Here is a 22,487-nt window from a genome sequence, read left to right on the forward strand (position 1 = left end):
GTCTCCGATCGTTCTAGTGGGAGTCCCGCAGGGCACGGCGGTCCGCGAGGGCACGGGCGATCCGGCCCAGGACCTCGGGCCCGGCCATCCCGGCGTGGTCGGTGTCCAGGTAGTGCGTCTCGATCCGGCCGGCCACGAAGGGGTGCCAGCTGTCCGGGGTGAGTGCGGGGCCGGCGGGTGCGACTGCCGCGCCGAAGAAGACCATGTCGCCGGCGAACGGCTGCGGCCGGAAGTCCCTGATGAGCTGCGTGTTGTTGAGGAAGACGGTGACCATCCGGCCCACCGACGCGTCGTCGAGATGCGCCAGCGCGCTGCCGGTCTGCGCCAGCTGCTCGAGTACGGCGCCCCGCTCCAGGGGCGCGTCGCCGAACGTCGCGGCCCGGTCGACACCCGCGGAGCTGAGCAGGATCGCGAGGACCTGTTCCTCGCCGACCTCTTGCTCGGTGCCGTCGTAGGCGTCGTAGGCGTCGGGGTAGCTGTCCAGCACGGCGAGCAAGCTCACTTCGGCGCCCTCGTCCTGCAGGCGGGTGGCCACGGCTTGGGCGAGAAGTCCGCCGAAGGACCAGCCGAGGATCTCGTACGGGCCCTCCGGCACCGTCTTGCGGATCTGCTCCGCGTAGTCGCGGGCCATGGTGTCGATGTCCGGGGGCAGCGGCTCGGTGCGGGTCAGTCCGCGTGCCTGCAGCGCGTACAGCGGCTGCTCGCGGTCTATGTGGGGCAGCAGCCCGGAGTAGATCCAGCCGAAGCCTCCGGCCGGGTGGACACAGAACAGCGGGGTGCCGCTGCCCGTGGCGCGCAGCGGGAGCACCACGCCGAACGGGTCGTGCGGGGTGGTCGAGCTTCCGTCGATACGGGCGGTGAGCGCGGCGACGGTGGGTGCCTCGAAGAGGGTGCGGACACCTATCTCGGCTCCGAGCTGCGCCCTGATGCGGCCGACCAGCCGGGTGGCCAGCATGGAGTGTCCACCCAGTTCGAAGAAGTTGTCGTCGATGCCGACCCGCTCGGCCTCCAGGATCTCCGCGAACAGGCCGCACAGCAGTTCCTCGCGCGGCCCGCGTGGCAGCCGTCCGGTGCCGCCGCCCCACTCGGGTTCGGGAAGGGCCGCGCGGTCGAGCTTGCCGTTGGGGGTGACCGGCAGGGCGGACATCGGCACGAACGCGGCCGGGACCATGTAGTCGGGCAGCAACTGGTCCAGTTCGGCCCGGAGTTCGCCTGGCCGGACGTCCGGGCCCACGACGTAGGCGACCAGCACGCGGTCCTCGCCGCGCGGGCGGGCGACCACGGCGGCGCGGGTGACCCCCGGGTGTTCGGCGAGCGCGGTCTCGATCTCGCCCGGTTCGATGCGGAAGCCCCGGATCTTCACCTGCTGATCGGCGCGGCCGAGGAACTCCAGGATTCCGTGGGCGCTGTGCCGGGCGATGTCTCCGGTGCGGTACATGCGGCCGCCGTCGTCGTCGAAGAGTCCGGCGTAGGGATCGGCCGTGAAGCGCTCGGCGGTACGGGCGGCCTGGGCCAGGTAGCCACGGGCGAGTCCGGCGCCGGCGATGTAGAGCTCGCCGGGTACGCCGGGCGGCACCGGCCGCAGCCGCTCGTCGAGGACGTAGGCCCGGGTCTCGTCCAGGGGGCTGCCGATCGGCACGGCGGCGGGCACCTGCGCCGCCTCGGTGAAGCGGTGCCAGGTGCAGCCGAGGGTGATCTCGGTGGGCCCGTAGAGCGCCTTGACGGTGGTGCCGGGGCAGGCTTCGAGAACCCGGCGCACTGCGGTGGGCGGGACCACGTCGCCGCCGGTCCACACGTCCTTGACCCCGTCGAAGACCTCGGGGGCCTCGTCGGCGACGGCACCGAACAGGCCGGCGGTCAGCAGCAGCGAGGTGACACCCTGCCCGGGCAGGATGCGGCGCAGCAGGTGCGCGTCGATGTCCCCACGGGGGGCGACGACGATGCGGCCGCCCGCGATCAGGGGGCTCCACAGCTCGTAGGTGGAGATGTCGAAGGCGTACGGGGAGTGCATGAGGACCCGGGAATCGGCGGTGGTCTCCCAGCAGCGGTCCACCGCCAGGGCGATGGCGTCGCGATGGGTGATACCGATGCCCTTGGGCACTCCCGTGGAACCGGAGGTGTACATGATGTACGCCAACTGGTCGGGCAGCAGCGTGACTTCGGGGCTGGTCGTCGGCTCCTCGGGGAATGGATCGGCGTCGACGGTGAGGGTCCGGGTGCCCAGGCGGGCGGCGGTCGGTGCGTGGTGGTCGTCGGTGAGCAGCAGGGCCGCACCGGTGTCCGTGAGGACGTGCCGCATCCGGTCCTCGGGGTAGCCGGTGTGCAGCGGCACATACACGCCGCCCGCCTTGAGGACGGCGAGGGTGGCGACGACGAGGTGTGCGGAACGTTCCTGGAGGACGGCGACCGGTGTCTCGGGCCGGATGCCCGCGACGATCAGTCCGTGTGCCAACCGATTCGCCCGCGCCTCGAGTTGAGCGTAGGTGAGGGTGGTGCCGCCGGGTTCGGTGACGGCGACGGCGTCGGGGGTGCGGGCCGCGCGCTCGGCGACGCGCTGCGGCAGACAAGCGTCGGCGGCGGCCCTGCCGGGGTGGTGGGTGGTGGCGTTCCAGCCGGTCAGCACCAGGTCCCGTTCGTCGTCGCCGAGGATCGGCACCTCGGCGACGGTGGTGCCGGGGGCGTCGGCGACGTACCGCAGGAAGGCGGCGAAGCGGTCCGTGAGCGCCTGTGCGGTGGCCTTGTCGAACAGGTCGGTGTTGTATTCGAGCACGGCGTCGATGCCCTGCGGTTCGCCGCTCGTGCCGTGCCGTTCGGCCAGGTTGAGGGTCAGGTCGAACTTGGCGGCGCCGAGCGCGACGACCTCGGGCACGGCGGTGAGCCCGGGCAGTTCCAGGACGGCCTCAGGGGTGTTCTGGAGGGCGAGCAGGACCTGGAAGAGCGGGTGTCGTGCGGGCGAGCGACCGGGGCTCAGTTCCTCGACGAGTTTGTCGAAGGGCACGTCCTGGTTGGCGTACGCGGCGAGGTCGGATTCCCTGACCCGGTCCAGGAGTTCACGGAACGTCGGATCACCCGAGGTGTCGGTACGCAGCACCAGCGTGTTGACGAAGAAGCCGACCAGATCGTCGAGCGCCTCGTCCGTGCGCCCCGCGATCGGACTGCCGACCGGAATATCCGTGCCCGCACCATGCCGCGTCAACAACCCCGCGAACGCCGCCTGCAACACCATGAACAGGCTCGCACCGCTGGAGCGGGCAAGTCGCAGGAGCCGCCGGTGCAGGTCGCCGTCGAGTGCGTGGAAGACGGCCTCGCCGCGGTGTGCGGGAACGGTGGGGCGGGGGCGGTCCGTGGGCAGTTGCAGTTCGTCGGGGAGTTTGGCCAGCGTCTGCTTCCAGTACGCGCTCTGCCGGGCGGCGATGCCGGTCGGGTCACCCTCGTCGCCGAGGACCTCGCGCTGCCACAGGGTGTAGTCGGCGTACTGGACCGGCAGCGGCGCGAACGCGGGTGTTCGACCCGCTGAGCGGGCCCCGTAGGCGGTGACCAGGTCGCGGGTGAGCGGGGCGAGCGACCAGCCGTCACCCGCGATGTGGTGCATCAGGAGCAGCAGGACATGCTCGCGCTCGCCGAGGCGGAACAGGGTGGTCCTGAGCGGCAGATCGCAGGTGAGGTCGAAGGAGTGCCGGGCGGCGGCGGCCAGTTCGGTGGCGAGCGCGTCCTCGGTGGTGTCCAGCCGGTGCAGGGCGGGGCGTGCGTCGGCCGGGGCGAGGATGTGCTGGCGGGGGGTGCCGTCCTCGCCCTCGGGGAAGACGGTGCGCAGCGTCTCGTGGCGGTCGCTGACGTCGGCCAGGGCCGCGGTGAGCGCCTCGGTGTCGAGGTCCCCGGTCAGGCGCAGGCCCACGGGCATGTTGTAGCCGGGGTCGCCGCCGGTGAGGCGGCCGAGGAACCACAGCCGGCGCTGGGCGGGGGAAAGCGGCAGGTGTGCCGGGCGCCGCACGGGGCGCAGTGCCGGGCGGCTGCCGAGTTCGGCGGCGCCTACGACTTCGTCGAGGCGGGCCACGGTGGGTCCCTCGAACAGGTCGCGCAGCGAGACCTCGACGCCCAGGGCCGTACGGATGCGGCTGAGCAGCCGGGTCGCGAGCAGCGAGTGGCCGCCCAGGTCGAAGAAGTTGTCGTCGACGCAGACCTGCGGGGTACCGAGGACTTCGGCGAACAGGCCGCAGAGGATCTCCTCGCGCGCGGTGCCCGGGGCGCGCCCCGCAGTCCGGGTGGGGTCCGGGGAGGGCAGCGCCGCCCGGTCGAGTTTGCCGTTCGCCGTGAGCGGCAGCGCCTCCAGGACGGTGTACGCGGAGGGGACCATGAAGTCCGGCAGTCGCGCGGCCAGTCGGGCGCGTACGTCGTCGAGGTCGGCGCCCTCACGGGTGACGACGTAGGCCACGAGCCGGTCTTGGCGGGCGAGGACGGCGGCGGTGGCGATGTGCGGATGCGCGGTGAGCGCCGCCTCGACCTCACCGGGCTCGATACGGAACCCGCGGACCTTGACCTGGTGGTCGCTGCGGCCCGCGAACTCGAGCAGCCCGTCCGGCCGCCACCGGCCCAGGTCACCCGTGCGGTACATGCGCGCACCCGGCGCGCCGAACGGATCGGCGACGAACCGCTCCGCCGTCAGACCGGACCGGCCGAGGTAACCGCGCGCGATACCCGCCCCGGCCAGGTACAACTCGCCGTTCACACCCGGCGGGACCGGACGCAGCGCACCATCCAGGACATACACACGGTCGTGGTCGACGGGGCGGCCGATGGGGCCGACGGGCGGCCAGGCGGCCGGGTCGGCGGGCAGTGTGTGGGTGGTGACGGCGTGGGTCTCGGCCGGTCCGTACACGTTGTGCAGGCGCCGGCCGGGGACTGCGGCGGCGAAGGCGCGCATCCGCTCGGACGGGGTGAGGGCTTCGCCGCCCTGGAGGATGTCGGTGAGGTGAGGCAGGGTGCGGCCTGCTTCGGCAGCGGCCTCGGCTACCGCCTCGACGACCAGGTTCGGTGCGAACAGCTCGCAGACCTGCTGTGTGTCGAGCCACTCGGTGAGCAACTCGGCGCTGCGGCGGACCTCCTCGGACGGCACGACGAGGGCCTTGCCCATGACGAGCGGGGAGAAGATCTCCTGGACGGAGAAGTCGAATCCGATCGCGGTGAACTGGGCGGTGCGCACGCCCTGTCCGCCGGGGAAGCGGCGGCCGTGCCAGGTCAGCAGATTGACCAGGCCGCTGCCCGGCATGACGACGGCCTTCGGGGTGCCCGTGGACCCGGAGGTGTAGATGACGTAGGCGGGATGCTCGGGCAGCAGCGGCGCGGTCCGGTCCGCGTCGGTGAGGTCCGTGTCCGGATAACCGGACAGGTCCTCGGGCAGCCGGTCGAGCACGATCGCCGGGCAGGCGTCCTCGATCATCAAGGCGATGCGTTCGGCCGGGTAGGACAGGTCGACGGGAAGGTAGGCGGCGCCGGCCTTGAGGACAGCGGCCATCGCCACGTACAGGTCGGTGCAGCGCTCCATCCGCAGGGCCACGATCTGCTCGGGTCCCGCGCCGCGTGCCACGAGGTGGCGCGCCAGCCGGTTGGCCCGGGCGTTGAACTGCCCGTAGGTCAGCGACTCATCGCCGTGCACCAGCGCCACAGCATCCGGCGTACGCGCCACTTGGCGTTCGAGAAGGTCGGGGACGCGTGCATCGGTGCCGTTCTCCGTTCCGTCGGTCTTGTTCCAGTCGTCCAGGATGCGGCGGCGTTCGGCGGGGTGCAGGAGTTCCACGCCGCTGACGGTGGTGTCGGGATCGTCGGCGACGGCATCGAGGAGTCGCTCGAACCGGTCGACGAGCGCTTCGGCGGTCGACCGGTCGAACAGGTCCGTGCTGTATTCCAGGGCGGCCTGGATGCCCCCCGGGCCTCCGTCGCCCGCCCGCAGTTCGACCATGCTCAGGTGCAGGTCGAACTTGGCGACTCCGACGCCCACAGGCAGCGCCTCGGCGTCCAGGCCGGGCAGGGCGAGGCGGGCATCGCCGCTGTTCTGGAAGGCGAGCATGACCTGGAACAGGGGGTGCCGGGCGAGGGAGCGCTGCGGACGCAGCCGCTCCACGAGCTTCTCGAAGGGCACGTCCTGGTTGGCGTACGCGGCGAGGTCGGATTCCCTCACTCGCTCCAGGAGTTCACGGAACGTCGGATCACCCGAGGTGTCGGTACGCAGCACCAGCGTGTTGACGAAGAAACCGACCAGATCGTCGAGCGCCTCGTCCGTGCGCCCCGCGATCGGACTGCCGACCGGAATATCCGTGCCCGCACCATGCCGCGTCAACAACCCCGCGAACGCCGCCTGCAACACCATGAACAGGCTCGCCCGGCTCGTACCGGCGAGTGCCGCCAGGCGCTGGTGCAACTCGGGCGTGATCCGGAACGGCACGCTGTCGCCCCGGTGTGTGGCGACGGCCGGCCGCGGCCGGTCGGTGGGCAGTTCCAGTTCCCCGGTGATGCCGTCGAGCCGGTCCGTCCAGTAGGCGAGTTGGCGCCCGTAGCGGCTGTCGGGATCGTGTTCGTCACCGAGCAGTTCGCTCTGCCACAGGGTGTAGTCGGCGTACTGGACCGGCAGCGGCGCGAACGCGGGGGCGTGTCCCGCGCAGCGCGCGGCGTAGGCCTCGCTGAGGTCCCGGGCGAGCGGCGGCCAGGACCAGCCGTCTCCCGCGATGTGGTGCATCAGGAGCAGCAGGACGTGTTCGCGCTCGCCGAGGCGGAACAAGGTGGCGCGCAGCGGGAGTTCACCGGCCAGGTCGAAGCCGTGGCGGGCGGCCGCGGTCAGTTCGGCGTCGAGGCGTTCGGTGGTGGTGGACACGGTCTCGAAGCAGGGGGTGGCTTCGTGAAGGACCTGTTGGTGTGGCACGCCGGCGTGCTCCGGGTAGACCGTGCGCAGCGTTTCGTGCCGCCGCGTCAGGTCGGTGAGGGCTGCCCGCAGGGCGTCCTGGTCGAGGTCGCCGGTCAGACGCAGGCTCATCGGGATGTTGTAGGTGGCGCTCGGGCCTTCCATGCGGTGCAGGAACCACAGTCGGTACTGGGCGAAGGACAGCGGCATCGCGTCCGGACGGGTGCCTGCGGTCAGCGGCGGGCGGGCGTCGTTGCGGTCCTCGGCACGTGTCGCGAGCGCGGCGACGGTCGGTGCCTGGAACAGGTCACGGACGGCGAGTTCGACGCCGAGGACGGTGCGGATGCGGCTGAGCAGCCGGGTCGCGAGGAGCGAGTGGCCGCCCAGGTCGAAGAAGCTGCGGTCGACGCCGACCTGCGGCAGTCCGAGCACTTCGGCGAACAGGGTGGACAGGATCTCCTCACGGCGGGTGCGCGGTGCCTGGCCGGTGGCCTCGGCGCCCTGGTCGGGGGCGGGGAGCGCGTCCCGGTCGAGCTTGCCGTTGGCCGTCAGCGGCAGGGCGTCGAGCGTGACGTAGGCGGCGGGGGCCATGTGCGCGGGGAGCCGTTCGGCGACGAGGTCGCGCAGCTCGCCGATGAGCCGGGAGTCCTCGTGGCCGCGGGCGGGATCGTTGGCGAGCGGGCTGCCGCTGCGGCGTGCGGCGCGGGCGCAGCCGTCACCGGCGTACGCGTCGAAGGTGTCGTCCTGCGCGCCCCAGGTGGCCACCGCGCCGAGGCCGGTCACCGCGTCGGGGTCGACGGCCCCGGCGGGCAAGGGCCCGTCGAGGAGCCCGGCGGCGTCGGCAGCGCTGCCCGCGGTGAGGGCGGCGAGCGCGGAAGTCTCCCGCAGCAGACGGGCGTTGGGTATCCCGGCGATACGCACCGGACGGTCACGCAGTGCCTCGGCGATGTCGTCGACGCCGTGCACGTCGACGTTCCAGCGCAGGGTGCGCCCTGGCGCCTCGGGCACCGGTGCGGTGCGCAGGGTGACGTCGTAGCGGTGGCGGCTCATCTCGTTGTGGTGGGCGCCGCCGCGCAGGGTGATGTCCGCCGAGGTGAACAGCGGGTCCCGCGCCGCGAAGTCCGTGAAGAAGTCGGGGTCGAGGAGGAGTTCCTTCTCGGTGACCAGGGACTGCTCGACGGCGCGCCGTACGGCCGCGGGGTCGGCGAAGGCACCGGCCCTGCGTAGTTCGACCGCGGTGCGGAAGGTGCGCAGGGTGCGCAGATTGCGGAGGTCTCCGAGGAGGACGGTGCCGCCCGGGGCGAGCAGTCGGGCGGCGGTGCGCAGTACCTCGGCGAGGTAGTCGGCGTTCGGGAAGTACTGGACCACCGAGTTGACGACGATGGTGTCGAACCGGCCCTCGGGCAGGCCCTGCGCCTCGTGCGCCGCCTGGGCGCGGACGGTGACCTTCGTCTTCAGGTCGGGCCGGGCGTCCAGGTGGGCCCGCAGCTGCGCGACGACACCGGCCGACAGGTCCGTGCCCCAGTACTCCTCGACGTGCGGGGCCACCTGGGACAGGACCAGGCCCGTGCCGCAGCCGATCTCCAGGACGCGGCGCGGCTCCAGCGCGAGGACCCGGTCGACGGTCGCGGTCCGCCACTCGCGCATCTCGTCGAGCGGAATCGCCTCGCCGGTGTAGCTGCTGTTCCAGCCGGAGAAGTCCTCTCCGAAGACGCCACCGGGCTCGGCCTCGTAGAGCTGCTCGTACGTCTCCTGCCACCTGCCGACCTGTTCGGTGTCGAGGGCACCGTCGTGCGGGCCGTGGTGCGTGGCACGCTCCAGGTAGGCGACGAGGCGCTTGTCCCCGGGCTCGTCCTCGCGGGCGACGACCGCGGCGGCGGCGACGGACGGGTGCGCGGTGAGCGCCGCCTCCACCTCTCCGGGCTCGATACGGAAGCCGCGGATCTTGAGCTGCTGATCGGCGCGCCCGGCGAACTCGAGCTGGCCGTCGGCCCGCAGCCGGGCGAGGTCGCCGGTGCGGTACATGCGGGCGCCGGTCTCACCGAACAGGAGCGCGTGCGGATCGGGTACGAAGCGTTCGGCAGTCAGCTCCTGGCGGCCCAGGTAGCCGCGGGCGAGTCCGGCGCCGGCGACGTACATCTCGCCTGTGACACCGGGTGGCACGGGCCGCAGCCGGGAGTCGAGCACATACACCCGCGCGCCGTCGACGGGGCGGCCGATCGGAGGGACGACGGCTCCGGCGAGGGGTGCGCTCATGGTGGCGCACACGGTCGTCTCGGTGAGTCCGTAGGCGTTGACCATGCGCCGGCCGGGGGCGAAGCGGGCCGTCTGATCGGGAGCGGTGGTGTCACCCGCGACGATCAGGTCGGTGCCGGGCGGCAGTGCGCCCTCGGGCAGGGCGGGAAGGGCGCTCGGCGGCAGGGCGACGAGCGTGACGCCCTGCTCGCGCACGAGATGCGCCAGACCGGGGCCGGGCAACAGCTCGTCGGGAGTGCCGAGGACCAGTGCGGCGCCGGTGAGCAGGGCCGAGGTCAGCTCCCACAGGGCGGCGTCGAAGCTGATCGAGGCGAAGTTGAGGACCCGGCTGCGCGGACCGAGCCCGAAGGCCGCGGCCTGTGCGGGGATCGTCGTCGCGGCGGCGCCGTGCGGCACCACGACGCCCTTGGGCAGGCCGGTGGATCCGGAGGTGTAGATGACGTACGCGGGGTGCTCGGGCAACAGCGGGCTCAGCCGGTCGGCGTCGGTGAGGGCTGTGTCCGGATACCCGGTGAGGTCCTGCGGCAGCGCGTCGAGGACGAGCGCCGGCCGGGCGTCGTCGCGCATGTGCGTGATGCGGTCGGCGGGGTAGTCCGGGTCGATGGGGAGGTAGGCGGCTCCGGACTTCCACACGGCGAGCAGCGCGGTGATCAGGTCGAGGGAGCGGGGCAGTTGGACGGCGACGATGCGCTCCGGTCCCGCGCCCTGCTCGACGAGGTGGCGGGCGAGCCGGTTGGCCCGGGCGTCCGCTTGGGCGTACGAGAGCGACTGGGACCCCATGACCAGGGCGGTCGCGTCGGGGGTGCGGGCGGCCTGGTCCTCGAACAGCGCGGTGAGGGTCCGCCCGGGCCGGGCCGGGCCGTCCTTGGAGAGGTTGAGGTCGACGAGCAGGCGGTGCCGTTCGGCGGGGCCGAGCAGATCGATGGATCCGATGGTGCGCTGCGGGTCGTCGGCCACGGCCTCCAGGAGGCGCACCAGCCGCTCGCCGAGGCCCACCACCGTGGCCCGCTCGAAGAGCTCGGTGCTGAACTCCCAGTCGCCCCTGATGCCGGCGCGGGACCCGTCGGCGGCGTGATCCTCGACGACGGCGAGGCCGAGGTCGAACTTGGCGAAGCCGACGCGTACCGGCTCGGTGGCGACCTGAATGCCGTCCATGTCGAGGCCGGCGGCAGGCATGGACTGCAGGGCGAGCACGACCTGGAAGAGGGGGTTGCGGGCGAGGGTGCGCTCCGGATTGAGCTCCTCGACGAGCTTCTCGAACGGAAGGTCCTGATGCGTGTACGCGGCGAGGTCGAACTGCCGGACACGGTCCAGGAGTTCACGGAACGTCGGGTCGCCCGAGGTGTCGGTACGCAGCACCAGCGTGTTGACGAAGAAGCCGACCAGGTCGTCGAGCGCGTCATCGGTACGCCCCGCGATCGGGCTGCCGACCGGAATGTCGGTGCCCGCACCGTGCCGCGTCAGCAGCGCCGCGAACGCGGCCTGCAGCACCATGAACAGGCTGCTGTCCGAGGTCTTGGCGAGTTCGGTCAGCTTCTCGTGCAGTGCGGGCGGGATGTCGAAGGGAACGGTCTCGCCGCGGTGGTCGGCGACGGCGGGCCGCGGATGGTCGGCCGGCAGTTCGAGGTGCGCCGGTGATCCGGCCAACGCCGTGCGCCAGTGGGCGAGTTGGTCGCCGTACAGGCCGCCGCCGTCGTCCGCGTCGCCGAGCAGCTCACGCTGCCACAGGGTGTAGTCGGCGTACTGGACCGGCACGGGGGCCCAGTCGGGCGCGTGCCCGGCGCGGCGCGCGGTGTAGGCGCGGCCGAGATCACGGCTGAGCGGGGCGAGCGACCAGCCGTCGCCCGCTATGTGGTGCAGCAGCAGGAGCAGTACGTGTTCGCGCTCGCCGGTCTCGAACAGCGTTGCCCTCAGCGGGAGTTCACAGGTGACGTCGTAGGGCTGCGCGGCGGCGGCGGAGAGCCGTTCGGCCAGTGTGGCCTCCTCGGCGGGCAGCACCTCAAGGGTGGGGACGGCCTCGGCCGGGCCCAGGATGTGCTGGTAGGGCTCACCCTCGTGGCTCGGGTAGACGGTGCGCAGTGTCTCGTGTCGGGCGGTCAGGTCGGCGAGGGCGGCACGCAGCGCGGCCCGGTCCAGGCCGCCTCGAAGTCGCAGCGCCAGCGGGATGTTGTAGGTGGAGTTGGGCCCGTCGAGGCGGCCGAGGAACCACAGCCGGCGCTGGGCGTACGACAACGGGAGCCGCTCGGGACGCTCGGCGGGGGCCAGAGCGGGGCGGGTGCCAAAGGCCGGGTCGAGGCGTTCGCCCAGGCCCGCGACGGTCGGGGCGTCGAACAGATCGCGCAGCGAGACCTCGGCGCCAAGGACGCTGCGTATGCGGCTGATCAGGCGGGTGGCGAGCAGCGAGTGGCCGCCCAGGTCGAAGAAGTTGTCGTCGATGCCGACCTGCGGGACCTTCAGGACGGATGCGAAGAGGGTGCACAGCATCTCCTCGCGGGGTGAGCGCGGGCCGCGTCGGACCGTCGTCGTCCGGGGCGCGGGCAGCGCGGCCCGGTCGAGCTTGCCGTTGGGGGTGAGGGGCAGCGCGTCCAGTACGACGATGGCGGCCGGGATCATGAAGTCCGGTAGCGACAGGGCGAGTTGGGCACGCAGGGCGGCGGTGTCCGGCCTGGTTCCCGGCTGGTGGGCCGGGACGACGTAGGCGACGAGCCGCTTGTCGCCCGGCCGGTCTTCGCGGGCGAGGACGGCGGCGGTGGCGATGTGCGGATGCGCGGTGAGCGCCGCCTCGACCTCACCGGGCTCGATACGGAACCCGCGGATCTTCACCTGGTGGTCGCTGCGGCCCGCGAACTCGAGCAGCCCGTCCGGCCGCCACCGGCCCAGGTCGCCCGTGCGGTACATGCGCGCACCCGGCGCGCCGAACGGATCGGCGACGAACCGCTCCGCCGTCAGACCGGACCGGCCGAGGTAACCGCGCGCGACACCCGCCCCGGCCAGGTACAACTCGCCGTTCACACCCGGCGGGACCGGACGCAGCGCACCATCCAGGACATACACACGGGCGCCCGGGATGGGGCGCCCGATCGGGGCGGGCTCGCCCCAGGCCGCCGAGTCGCCGGGCACCGCGGTGCCGGTCATGACATGTGTCTCCGCGGGCCCGTAGTGGTTGTGCAGCGTCCGGCCGGGCACGGCGGTGACGAAATCGTGCAGGGCGGGGCCGAGTGCCAGGGCTTCGCCGGCCTGAGCGATGTGGCGCAGGGCGGGCAGGGTGCGGCCCTGTTCTGCCGCTGCCTCGACGACCGCCTGGATCACGAGGTCGGGCGCATACAGTTCGGCGACGCCGTGTTCGTCGAGCCAGGCGGTGAACTGCTCCGCGCTGCGCCGCACCTCCTCGTCGGGGACCGCGAGGGTCCCGCCGCGCAGCAGCGTGCCGAGGATCTCCTGGGTGGCCACGTCGAACCCGATGGTGGTGAACTGCGCGACGACGGTGCCGGTTTCGGCCGCCGGCTCGCGGTCGTCCCAGGACAGCAGGTTTCCCAGGGCGCTGCCCGGCATGACGACGGCCTTCGGGGTGCCGGTGGACCCGGAGGTGTAGATGACGTAGGCGGGATGCTCGGGCAGCAGCGGCGCGGTCCGGTCCGCGTCGGTGAGGTCCGTGTCCGGATAACCGGACAGGTCCTCGGGCAGCCGGTCGAGCACGATCGCCGGGCAGGCGTCCTCGATCATCAAGGCGATGCGTTCGGCCGGGAGTTGGACGTCCACCGGCAGGTAGGCGGCACCGGACTTGCACACGGCGAGCAGCGCCACATACAGGTCGAGGGAGCGCGGCAGGTGCAGCGCGACGGTCGCCTCGGGGCCGGCGCCCCGTGCGGCCAGGTGGTGGGCGAGTCGGTTGGCGCGGGCGTTGAGTTCGGCGTACGTCAGTGAGTCGCCGCCCACGACGATCGCGGTGGTGTGGGGGGTCCGGGCGGCCTGTTCCTCGAACAGCGCGGCGAGGGTGTGCTCGGTCGCCGGGTCCCCGGTCGCGTTGAACTCCTCGATGACGCGCCGGCGGTCCCCGTCGCCGAGCAGAGCGAGGCGGCCGACGGGCAGGTCGCCGCCGTGCTCGGCGATGCCGCGAAGGAGTACGTCCAAACGCCCGAGCATCATGTGCGCGGCCGGCCCGTCCAGGACGTCGCCCCGGTGGTCGAGTCGGAAGTTGATGGTGTCGCCGGGGATGGCGAGCAGACTGAGCGGGTAGTGGGTGGCGTCGCCGACCTCGAAGTCGGTGAGGCGCAGGCCACGGGCCTCGGCGCGCAGTACGGCGGGGTCGAGCGGATAGTTCTCGAACACCACCACGGTGTCGAAGAGTTCACCGCTGCCCGCCGCCGCCTGCACCTCGGTGAGCGAGAGGTGGCGGTGCTCGATGAGAGCGGCCTGCTCCTGCTGGACGCGGGCGAGCAGCTCGGTGAGGCTGTCGCCGGGCCGTACCCGGACGCGGACCGGCAGGGTGTTGATGAACATGCCGATGGTCGACTCGATGCCGGGTATCTCCGGCGGGCGGTGGGCGACCGTGGCGCCGAAGACGACGTCGTCGCGGCCCAGTTCCTGGCCGAGGAGCAGTGCCCAGGCGGCCTGCACGAGGGTGTTGAGGGTGACATTGCGGGAGCGCGCGAGGGTGGTGAGCCGCGTGGTGGTGGCGGCATCGATCTCGTGCCAGATCTGGCCGGGCAGCGCGGACGCGCCCGCCGCACCCCGGCCGGCCCCGGAGCCCGCGATCAGGCTCGGTCCTTCCAGGTCCGCGAAGGCCGCTCGCCACGCGGCACGGGCCGCCTCGTCGTCGCGCCCGGCGAGCCAGCCCAGGTAGGCGCGGTACGGGGCAACCGGCGGCATCCCGACGTCGTCGCCGGACTGCTCGTACAGCGTGAACAGTTCCCGTACCAGCAGCGGCATCGACCAGCCGTCGAGGAGCAGGTGGTGGGTGGTCAGGACGAGCTTGTGGTGCTCCGGGCCGAGGGCCAGGAGCCCGAAGCGGATCAGCGGCGGAGCGCCCGGGTCGAAGCGCCGGGCACGGTCGTCGGCGATGTACGCGGCGACGGCGCGCTCGCGCTCCTGGTCACCGAGGCCGGTGAGGTCGCGGGTCTGCCAGGGCAGCGGCACCTCGTGGGGCACGAACTGGACGGGCCGCTCCACGTCCTGCTGCCAGAATCCCGCGCGCAGATTGGGATGGCGCCGCAGCAGCGTGCGGACCGCCGCCTGCAGGCCGCTCTCGTCGAGCGGACCCTGCAGTTCGAAGACCATCTGGATGGAGTAGACGTCGGTGCCCTCGGTCTCGGCGCCGTAACTGACCTGGAAGAGCAGGCCTTCCTGGAGCGGGGACAGGGGCAGGACGTCGGCGAGTCCGGACTGCGTCATCGGGAAACCTTCCAGGCGGCTTCGAGCTGGTCGATCTGGTCCTGGCTGAGCGAGACCAGAGACAGGTCGGAGGGGGTGATGCCGCCCGCGTCGGGGCGCATCGCATGAGTGACGAGGGCCTTGAGGGCGCCGAACCAGCTCTCGCCGAGTTCGCGTACGTCCGTCTCGTCGAGGAGGCGGCCCGCCCAGGTCCACACGGCCTGCAGCGTGGGACCTGCGGTGTCGTCCCGGGTGAAGGAGTTGACCTCGACGGAGTGCGCCAGCGGCAGCGCGCCGTCGGTACCGTCGCCGATCGATTCGGCGTCGGGGGCGGCGGCCCACAGTCCGTCAGCCTCGCTCCGGAACCGGCCCAGATAGTTGAACCCGAGGGCGGGTGTGCCGTGCGGTGCGAGCGCGGCCAGGCTGCGGCCGGTGCGGGCGTCGAGGTGACGGAGCAGGCCGTGGCCGATGCCGCCGTCGGGGATCTCGCGCAGCTGCTCCTTGATCCGCTTCACCGCCTTCCCGGCGGCGGGTCCGCCCGCGAGGGCGTCGGCACGGTCGAGCGGGCCGGGGGTCAGGCGCACGGGATACATGCTGGTGAACCAGCCGACGGTGCGGTCGAGTTCGCCGCCGCCGGCGCCGGGCTCTCGGCCGTGCCCTTCGAGGTCGAGGAGGACGGCGTCCGCGTCACCGAGGCCGCGGCGGCTGCGCCAGTCGGCGACGGCGAGCGCGAACGCGGTGAGCAGGACGTCGTCGACGCGGCCGTTGAACGTGGACGTGACGGTGGTGAGCAGTGCATCGGTGGTCGCGGCGTCCAGGCTGAGGCTCAGGCTGCGCGCGGTGGCGGCGGTGTCCTGTTCGGGGTCGAGTGCCTGCCTGGTCACCGGCGCGGACTCGGCAGCCAAGGTCCGTGTCCACAGGGCGAGTTCGGCGATCCGCTCGGGCCGCTCGGCCTCGTCGGCGAGGTACTGCGCCCAGGCCCTGAAGGAGGTGCCCACCGGCTGCAGCGTTGCGGTGGCGCCGGGTGCGGTGGCCTCCCAGGCCACCTTCAGGTCGGGCAGCAGGATGCGCCAGGAGACGCCGTCGACGACCAAGTGGTGGAGGGTCAGCAGCAGCCGGCCGGGCCGGTGGGGGCCGGCATCGAGCCAGACGGCACGGCCGTTGCGGCCGGCGAACGGGTCGAGATGCGAGCGGGCGGCCGCGGCCTCCTCGGCGGCCAGCGCCCGCAGTCGCGTGTCGTCGAGGCCGGTGGCGTCCACGCGGCGCACCCAGTCCTCGGCGTGTCCGGCGCGGGGTGCGTCGATCCGCATCGACCAGGCGTCGCCGTCGCGTGAGAACACCGCGCGCAGTACGTCGTGGTGGTCGATGAGGGTCTGCAGCGCGGCGACGAGCCGCTCCTCGCCCAGGTCCGGGGGCACCGTGACCACCATCGACTGGCTGAACGCCTCGACGGGGCCGCCCCGTTCGCGAAGCCAGTGCATGATCGGGGTGAGCGGCACCTCCCCGGTCGCCTCCGGCTGCGGGCCGTCCTTCCCCGCGGGGGCAGGCTCGTCGGCGAGGGTCTCGGCGACGGTGGCGAGCTCGGCGACCGTCTTGTGCTCGAAGATCTGCTTGGCGGTCAGGGACAGTCCGGCCCGGCGGGCCATGCCGACGAGCTGGATGACCATGATGCTGTCGCCGCCGCGGTCGAAGAAGCCGTCGTCGATCGAGACGGTGTCGATGCCGAGCACCTCGGCGAAGAGCGTCGTGAGCAGTTCCTCGCGGGGTGTGCGCGCGGCGCGCCCGTCGGATCCGGCCGCGCCGAAGTCGGGGGCGGGCAGGGCCCGGCGGTCCAGTTTGCCGTTGGGGGTGAGCGGCAGTGCGCCGAGGGCGACGAACGCCGCCGGCACCATGTAGTCGGGCAGTGCCGCCGCGACGTGCGGGCGCAGCACGGCGGCGTCGACGTCGGTGCCGGGTGCGGCGACCACGTAGGCGACGAGCCGCTTGTCTCCGGGCCGGTCCTCGCGCACCAGGACGGCGGACTGGGCCACCCGCGGGTGGGCGCCGAGCACGGACTCGATCTCGCCGAGCTCGATGCGGAACCCACGGACCTTGACCTGCTGGTCGGCCCGTCCGAGGAACTCCAGGATGCCGTCGGGGCGGCGGCGCACCAGATCGCCGGTGCGGTACATCCGGGCGCCGCTCTGCGGCGCGAACGGGTCGGCGACGAACCGCTCGGCGGTGGCGTCGGGGCGTCTCAGGTAGCCGCGGGCGAGCCGTGCGCCGCCGATGTAGAGCTCACCGGTCACTCCGGGGACCACGGGCCGCAGCCGGTCGTCGAGCACGTGGCATGCGGTGTTGTCGAGCGGGGTGCCGATGGGGACGGTGGTCTCCTGCTCCCAGGGCGCCGCCATGAAGTGATGGGTGGCGAACGTGGTGGCCTCGGTGGGCCCGTACCCGTCGACGATCATCGTGTTCGGGGAGACGGCCAGCACCCGGCCGACGGCGGCCGGGGAGACGACGTCACCGCCGGTCCACACCTCGCGTACGCCCGTGAAGCAGTCCGGTGACTCCTCGGCCAGCAGGTTGAACAGGCCGGAGGTGAGCCACATGCCGGTGACCCCGCCGTCCACGATCGCCCGCTGCAGGGCCCGGGTGTCCAGGTCTCCGGGGGGTGCGACGACGACGGCACCGCCGGACAGCAGGGGCACCCACAGCTCGTACTGGGAGGTGTCGAAGGAGTACGGGGAGTGGAGCAGTACGCGCTCCTGGTTGCCGGTGCGCCAGCACCGGTCGGCGGCGAGGACGGTGACGTCGCCGTGGGTGATGGCGACGCCCTTGGGGTTGCCGGTGGAGCCCGAGGTGTACATGGCGTAGGCGAGCTGGTGCGGGTGGACGGGGACGACGGGCAGCGGATCGCCCTCGTCGGGTGTCGCGTCGACGACCAGCACCCGGGCGTCGCCCGCCCAGGAGGCGCAGGCGTGCTCGGCGTCGGTGACGCGGTCGGTCAGCAGGACTCGTGCGCCGACGTCGCGGGTGATCAGGCTCATCCGGGAGGCCGGGTAGCGGGTGTTGAGCGGCACGTAGAAGCCGCCCGCGCGCACCACGGCGAGCAGCGACACGACCAGGTCGGCCGAGCGTTCCTGGAGGACGGCGACGGCCGACTCCCGGACGACGCCGGACGCGGCGAGGTGGCGTGCGAGCCGGCCCGCACGCAGGTCGAGCTCGGCGTAGGTGAGGCGGGTGCCGTCGTCCCCGACGACGGCGACGGCGTCCGGCGTGCGGGCGGCCTGTGCGGCGAACTGCTCGGCGAGCCCGGTGGCGGGGACGGCGTGTGCCGTGTCGTTCCCCTGGGCGAGCAGGGCGCTCTCGGCGTCGTCGAGGAGGTGGTGGGCACCCACGGGCTCGTCCGGGGCGGTGACGGCGGCGTCCAGCAGCATGAGGAGCCGGTGTACGACCCTCTGCGCGGTCGACCGGTCGTAGAGCGCGACGTCGTACTCGAGGTCGCCGTCGATTCCGGTGGTCTCCCCGGCGCTCGTGCGGTGCTCGACCAGATTGAAGGTGAGGTCGAACTTGGCGACCTGGAGGTCGACCGTCTCGCGGTGGACGTCGAGACCCCCGAGCTCGGCCGTCGCCTCGAAGTCCTGGTAGGAGAGGACCACTTGGAACAGCGGATGGCGGGCGGCCGAGCGTTCGGGCTGGAGTCGTTCCACGACGCGGTCGAAGGGCACGTCCTGGTGGGCGTACGCGGCCACGGCGGCGGTACGCACCCGGGAGAGCAGTTCGGCGAAGGTCGGGTCGCCCGAGGTGTCGGTGCGCAGCACGACGGGGTTGACGAAGAAGCCCACCAGGTCGTCGAGGGCGGGGACGGGGCGTGAGGCGGTGGGGCAGCCGATGGAGATGTCGGTGCCCGCCCCCAGGCGGGTGAGCAGCGCGGCCAGCGCGGCCTGGAGCACCATGTGGCAGGTGGATCCGTGCGTACGGGCGAACGCGTCGAGGCGGGCGTGCAGTGCGGGCGGGATGTCGAAGGGGATCGAGCCGCCCCGGTGTTCGGCCACCGGCGGGCGCGGACGGTCCGCGAACAGCTCCAGTTGGTCGGGAGCCCCGGCCAATACCCTTTCCCAGTAGGCGAGTTGACGTCCGGCGAGACTGTCAGGATCACGCTCGTCACCGAGCAGGTCGCGCTGCCAGACGGCGAAGTCGGCGTAGCCGACCTCCAGCGGCGGGAAGTCGGGGGCGCGTCCGTCGATTCGGGCCGCGTAGGCGGTGGACAGGTCGCCGAGCAGCGGGCGCAGGGACCAGCCGTCGCCGGCCACGTGGTGCATCATCAGCAGCAGTACGTAGTCCTCGCCGCCGGGGAGCGTGAACAGGTGGGCGCGCAGGGGCGGTTGGGAGTCGAGGGCGAACGGGGTGCGGGCGGCGGCGGTGAGGTCGCTGTGCAGCCGGTCCGGTTCGGTGCGGGTCTCGGTGACCGGGGGCAGGGCCTCGTCGGGCGGCAGCAGCCGGGTCGTGGCGCCGTGCTCGCCGTGCGGGTAGACGGTCCGCAGGATCGCGTGCCGGGCGACCAGGTCGTGCAGTGCCTCGCGCAGGGCGGTCCGGTCGAGGGCGCCGCTGATCCGCAGGGCGATCGGCAGGTTGTAGGTGGGCGCCTCTCCCTCGACCTCCCGCAGGACCCACATCCGGTGCTGTGCGAACGACATGGGTGGCTCGGCGGAGTGCGGGGCGGGCCGCAGCGGGGGCCGGTCGGCTTGTGCGGCCCCGGCCACCCGTGCGGCGAGGCCGGCCGGGGTCGGGGCCTCGAACAGGTCCTGGATCGTGATTTCGGCGCCGAGCGTGTCGCGCACCACGGCGATGAGCCGTCCGGCGAGCAGCGAGTGTCCGCCGAGGTTGAAGAAGTCGCTGTCGCCGCCTATTCGGGCGCTGTCTCCGGCGTCGAGGACGTCGGCGAAGATCCGGCGCAGCGCCTCTTCCTCGGGGCTCGCGGCGGGCTCGGGTGGGTCGACGGGGTGGTCCACGGCAGGTGCGGCATCGGGCGTGGGCAGCGCGGCCCGGTCGAGCTTCCCGTTGGCGGTCAACGGCAGGGCCTTCAGCGGGGTGAAGGAGGCCGGGACGCAGTGGGCGGGCAGCGTCGCGGCGAGCAGCCGCCGCCAGTCGGACGGCTCGGGGTCACGGCCGGTGACCGGCACGACGTAGGCGGCCAGCCGCTTGTCGCCCTGCCGGTCCTCGCGGACCACGACGGCGGCCTCGGCGACGTCCGGGTGCGTGACGAGCACGGACTCGATCTCGCCGAGCTCGATACGGAACCCGCGGATCTTCACCTGGTGGTCGCTGCGGCCCAGGTAGTCGAAGGTGCCGTCGTCGTGCGGTCGCACCAGGTCACCGGTGCGGTACATCCGGGTGCCAGGCGGTCCGTAGGGGTCCGCTACGAAGCGTTCGGCGGTCAGGTCGGGGCGTTTCAGGTAGCCGCGGGCGAGACCGGCTCCCGACACGTACAGCTCGCCGGTGAACCCCGCAGGGACGGGTCGCAGGGCGGAGTCGAGGACGCGGGTGCGCAGGTCGGTGAGGGGGCCGCCGACGAGCGAGCGTGCTCCGGGTACGGCGTGTTCCGGGCCGAGGAGCGCGCAGGTGACGTGCACCGTCGTCTCGGTGATGCCGTACATGTTGACCAGCTGAGCGGCGTCGGCGCCGCGGCGCGCGTACCAGTCGGCCAGGCGTGCGGGCTCCAGTGCCTCGCCGCCGAACACCACGTAGCGCAGGTCGAGTGCGGGTGCGCCGGATCCGCGGGCACGGTCCGCGGTGTCGAGCTGGTGGAAGGCGGTCGGCGTCTGGCTGAGGACGGTGACCCGTTCGCGGGCGATCAGGTCGAGGAAGTCGCCGGGCGACCGGCTGACCGTGTACGGGACGACGACGAGGCGGCCGCCGTGCAGCAGGGCTCCCCAGATCTCCCAGACGGAGAAGTCGAAGGCGTAGGAGTGGAACAGGGTCCACACGTCGTCGGCTCCGAGGTCCAGCCAGGGCCGCGTGGCGGAGAACAGCCGCAGCACGTTGGAGTGCGGGACCACGACGCCCTTGGGGCGGCCGGTCGAGCCTGAGGTGTAGATGACGTACGCGGGGTGCGCGGCGTCCGTCGCCGCGCCCGGATCGGTGTCCGGGTGGGCACTCAGGTCCTCGCTCATCTCCTCGGGGCCGAGGACGAGGACGGGCCGCGCGTCCTGGAGCATCCAGGCACGCCGGTCGGCCGGGTAGTCGGGGTCGAGTGGCAGGTACGCGGCGCCGGATTTCAGGACGGCGAGGAGCGCGACGACCAGATCGAGGGAGCGGGGCAGGGCGAGGGCGACGAGCTGCCCGGGGCCGGCGCCGGCCGCGACGAGGCGGTGGGCCAGGCGATTGGCGCGGGCGTCGAGTTCGGCGTACGTGAGGTGGTCGCCCTCATGGCTGACGGCCAGGGCGTCGGGGGCGGCGGCGGCCCGGGCCGCGAACAGGGCATGGAGGGTGCCGGTGGTGGCCGGTCGTTCCGCGGCCGGGTCCGGTGCTGCCTCGGGTGTCCGCTCCGTATCGGGCGCCGACGGCTCCGCGTGCAGGCGGGCCAGCGGCAGGTCGGGGTCGGCGGTGGCCAGCACGCGCAGGAACCGGGTGAAACGCTCCAGGTGTGTGGCGGTCTCGGCCTCGCCGTACAGGTCGGGGTTGGCCTCGACGTCGATCCGCAGGCCGGTGTCCCCCGGCTCCTCGTACACGGAGAACTTCAGGTCGTCGACGGGGCCCGTGGAAACCGGGTGCACCGCCGCGGTGACCTCGCCGAAGTCCAGGGCCCGCTGGTAGGGCATCACGTTGACGATGGGCCCGTAGCTGCGTTCGCCGACCAGAGCGAGGTCGCGGCGCACCTGGTCGTACGGGTAGCGCTGGTGCCGCAGCACGGAGGCGAGCGCGTCACGGACATCGGCCACCAGCTCGGCGAGCGGGGCGGTGGGGCGCGGCTCGGCGTACAGCGGGGGGACGTTGGCGACGGAGCCGGGGGTGCGGCGGGCGGCCGCGGTGGCGCGCGCGGTGACGGGCATGCCGAGGGTGACGGCGGACTCTCCGGTCAGCCACTGCAGATACGCGGCGACGGCGGCGGGCACCACGACCGGCCAGCCCGTCTCGGCGGCCCGGGCGACGGTGTCGAGGCCGGCCAGCACGTCGCGGCCGACGAAGGCGGTGTGCCGCCGTGCGTGCGGGACGGCCGGCGCGGTGGCCCCGGCCAGGGTCACTGGCGTGGCGCGCGGGGCGGCGAGCCAGTAGGCGCGGGCCCGGTCGTGGGCGGGCGAGGCGGCCCAAGCGGCCTCGGCCTCGACCAACTCCCGTATGGAGCCGTCGGCTTCGGTGGATCCCTCGGTGGGCCCCTCGATGTAGGAGCGGGCGACCTGCTCGGCGACGAGCCGGAACCCGTAGCCGTCCAGGAGCAGGTGGTGGACGTGGCTGAACCAGCGGTGGCGGTCCTCGGCCAGGGTGAACAGCGCCTGGGTGAAGAGGGGTCGGCCGCTGGTGACGTCGAGGGGGCGGGCCATGACGTCCCGCATCCAGGCGTCGGCGGCGGCCTCCGGATCGCCGGCGCGGCTGACGTCGACCCGGTGGACGGTGAAGGAGGGGGCGGGGTCGATGCTCTGCGTGACCGTCCCGTCGGCGTCGGTGTGGAACCGCAGCCGCAGCGTGTCGGTGCGGGCCACGACATCGCGCAGCGCCTCCTCGAAGCGGTCCGCGTCCAGCGGGCCGGTGAGTTCGACGTACTCACCGGTGTTGTAGACGGGGCTGCGCGGGGCGCCGGCCTGGGCGAACCAGATGCCGAGCTGGGCCGCCGTCAGCGGCAGCCGCGCGTCGTCAAAAGCGGGAACGGGAACAGGCACTCTTCCCCCAAAAGTCCAGACCGTCCGCTGCTGTTCGGCGGAGCGGAGTACCGGCTCAGCCTCACGCGGCGGGTTGACGGCACGCTGACCCGGACCTGATGCGAGGCGTG

The 22,487-nt window shown here is 72.9% G+C and carries 2 protein-coding genes; both read right to left on the reverse strand.

Annotated features, from left to right (window positions below; genetic code table 11):
* Positions 1-13 precede the first annotated feature (13 nt).
* Complete coding sequence (locus tag DSC45_RS24145; RefSeq protein WP_119294034.1) at positions 14-14,539, reverse strand: non-ribosomal peptide synthetase; 14,526 nt, start codon at positions 14,537-14,539, stop codon at positions 14-16.
* Entirely contained in the window at positions 14,536-22,377 is a 7,842-nt protein-coding gene (locus DSC45_RS24150) for a non-ribosomal peptide synthetase (protein ID WP_119294035.1), read from the reverse strand. Before DSC45_RS24150 ends, DSC45_RS24145 begins: the two co-directional genes overlap by 4 nt.
* Positions 22,378-22,487 lie beyond the last annotated feature (110 nt).

Origin of the sequence: Streptomyces sp. YIM 130001, from assembly GCF_003574445.1 — a bacterium.
Classification (GTDB): domain Bacteria; phylum Actinomycetota; class Actinomycetes; order Streptomycetales; family Streptomycetaceae; genus Streptomyces.

What these genes read in the sequence shown, in the direction of transcription:
- DSC45_RS24145 (WP_119294034.1), bottom strand. Translation starts at nt 14,539, where the DNA reads ATGACGCAGTCCGGACTCGCCGACGTCCTGCCCCTGTCCCCGCTCCAG.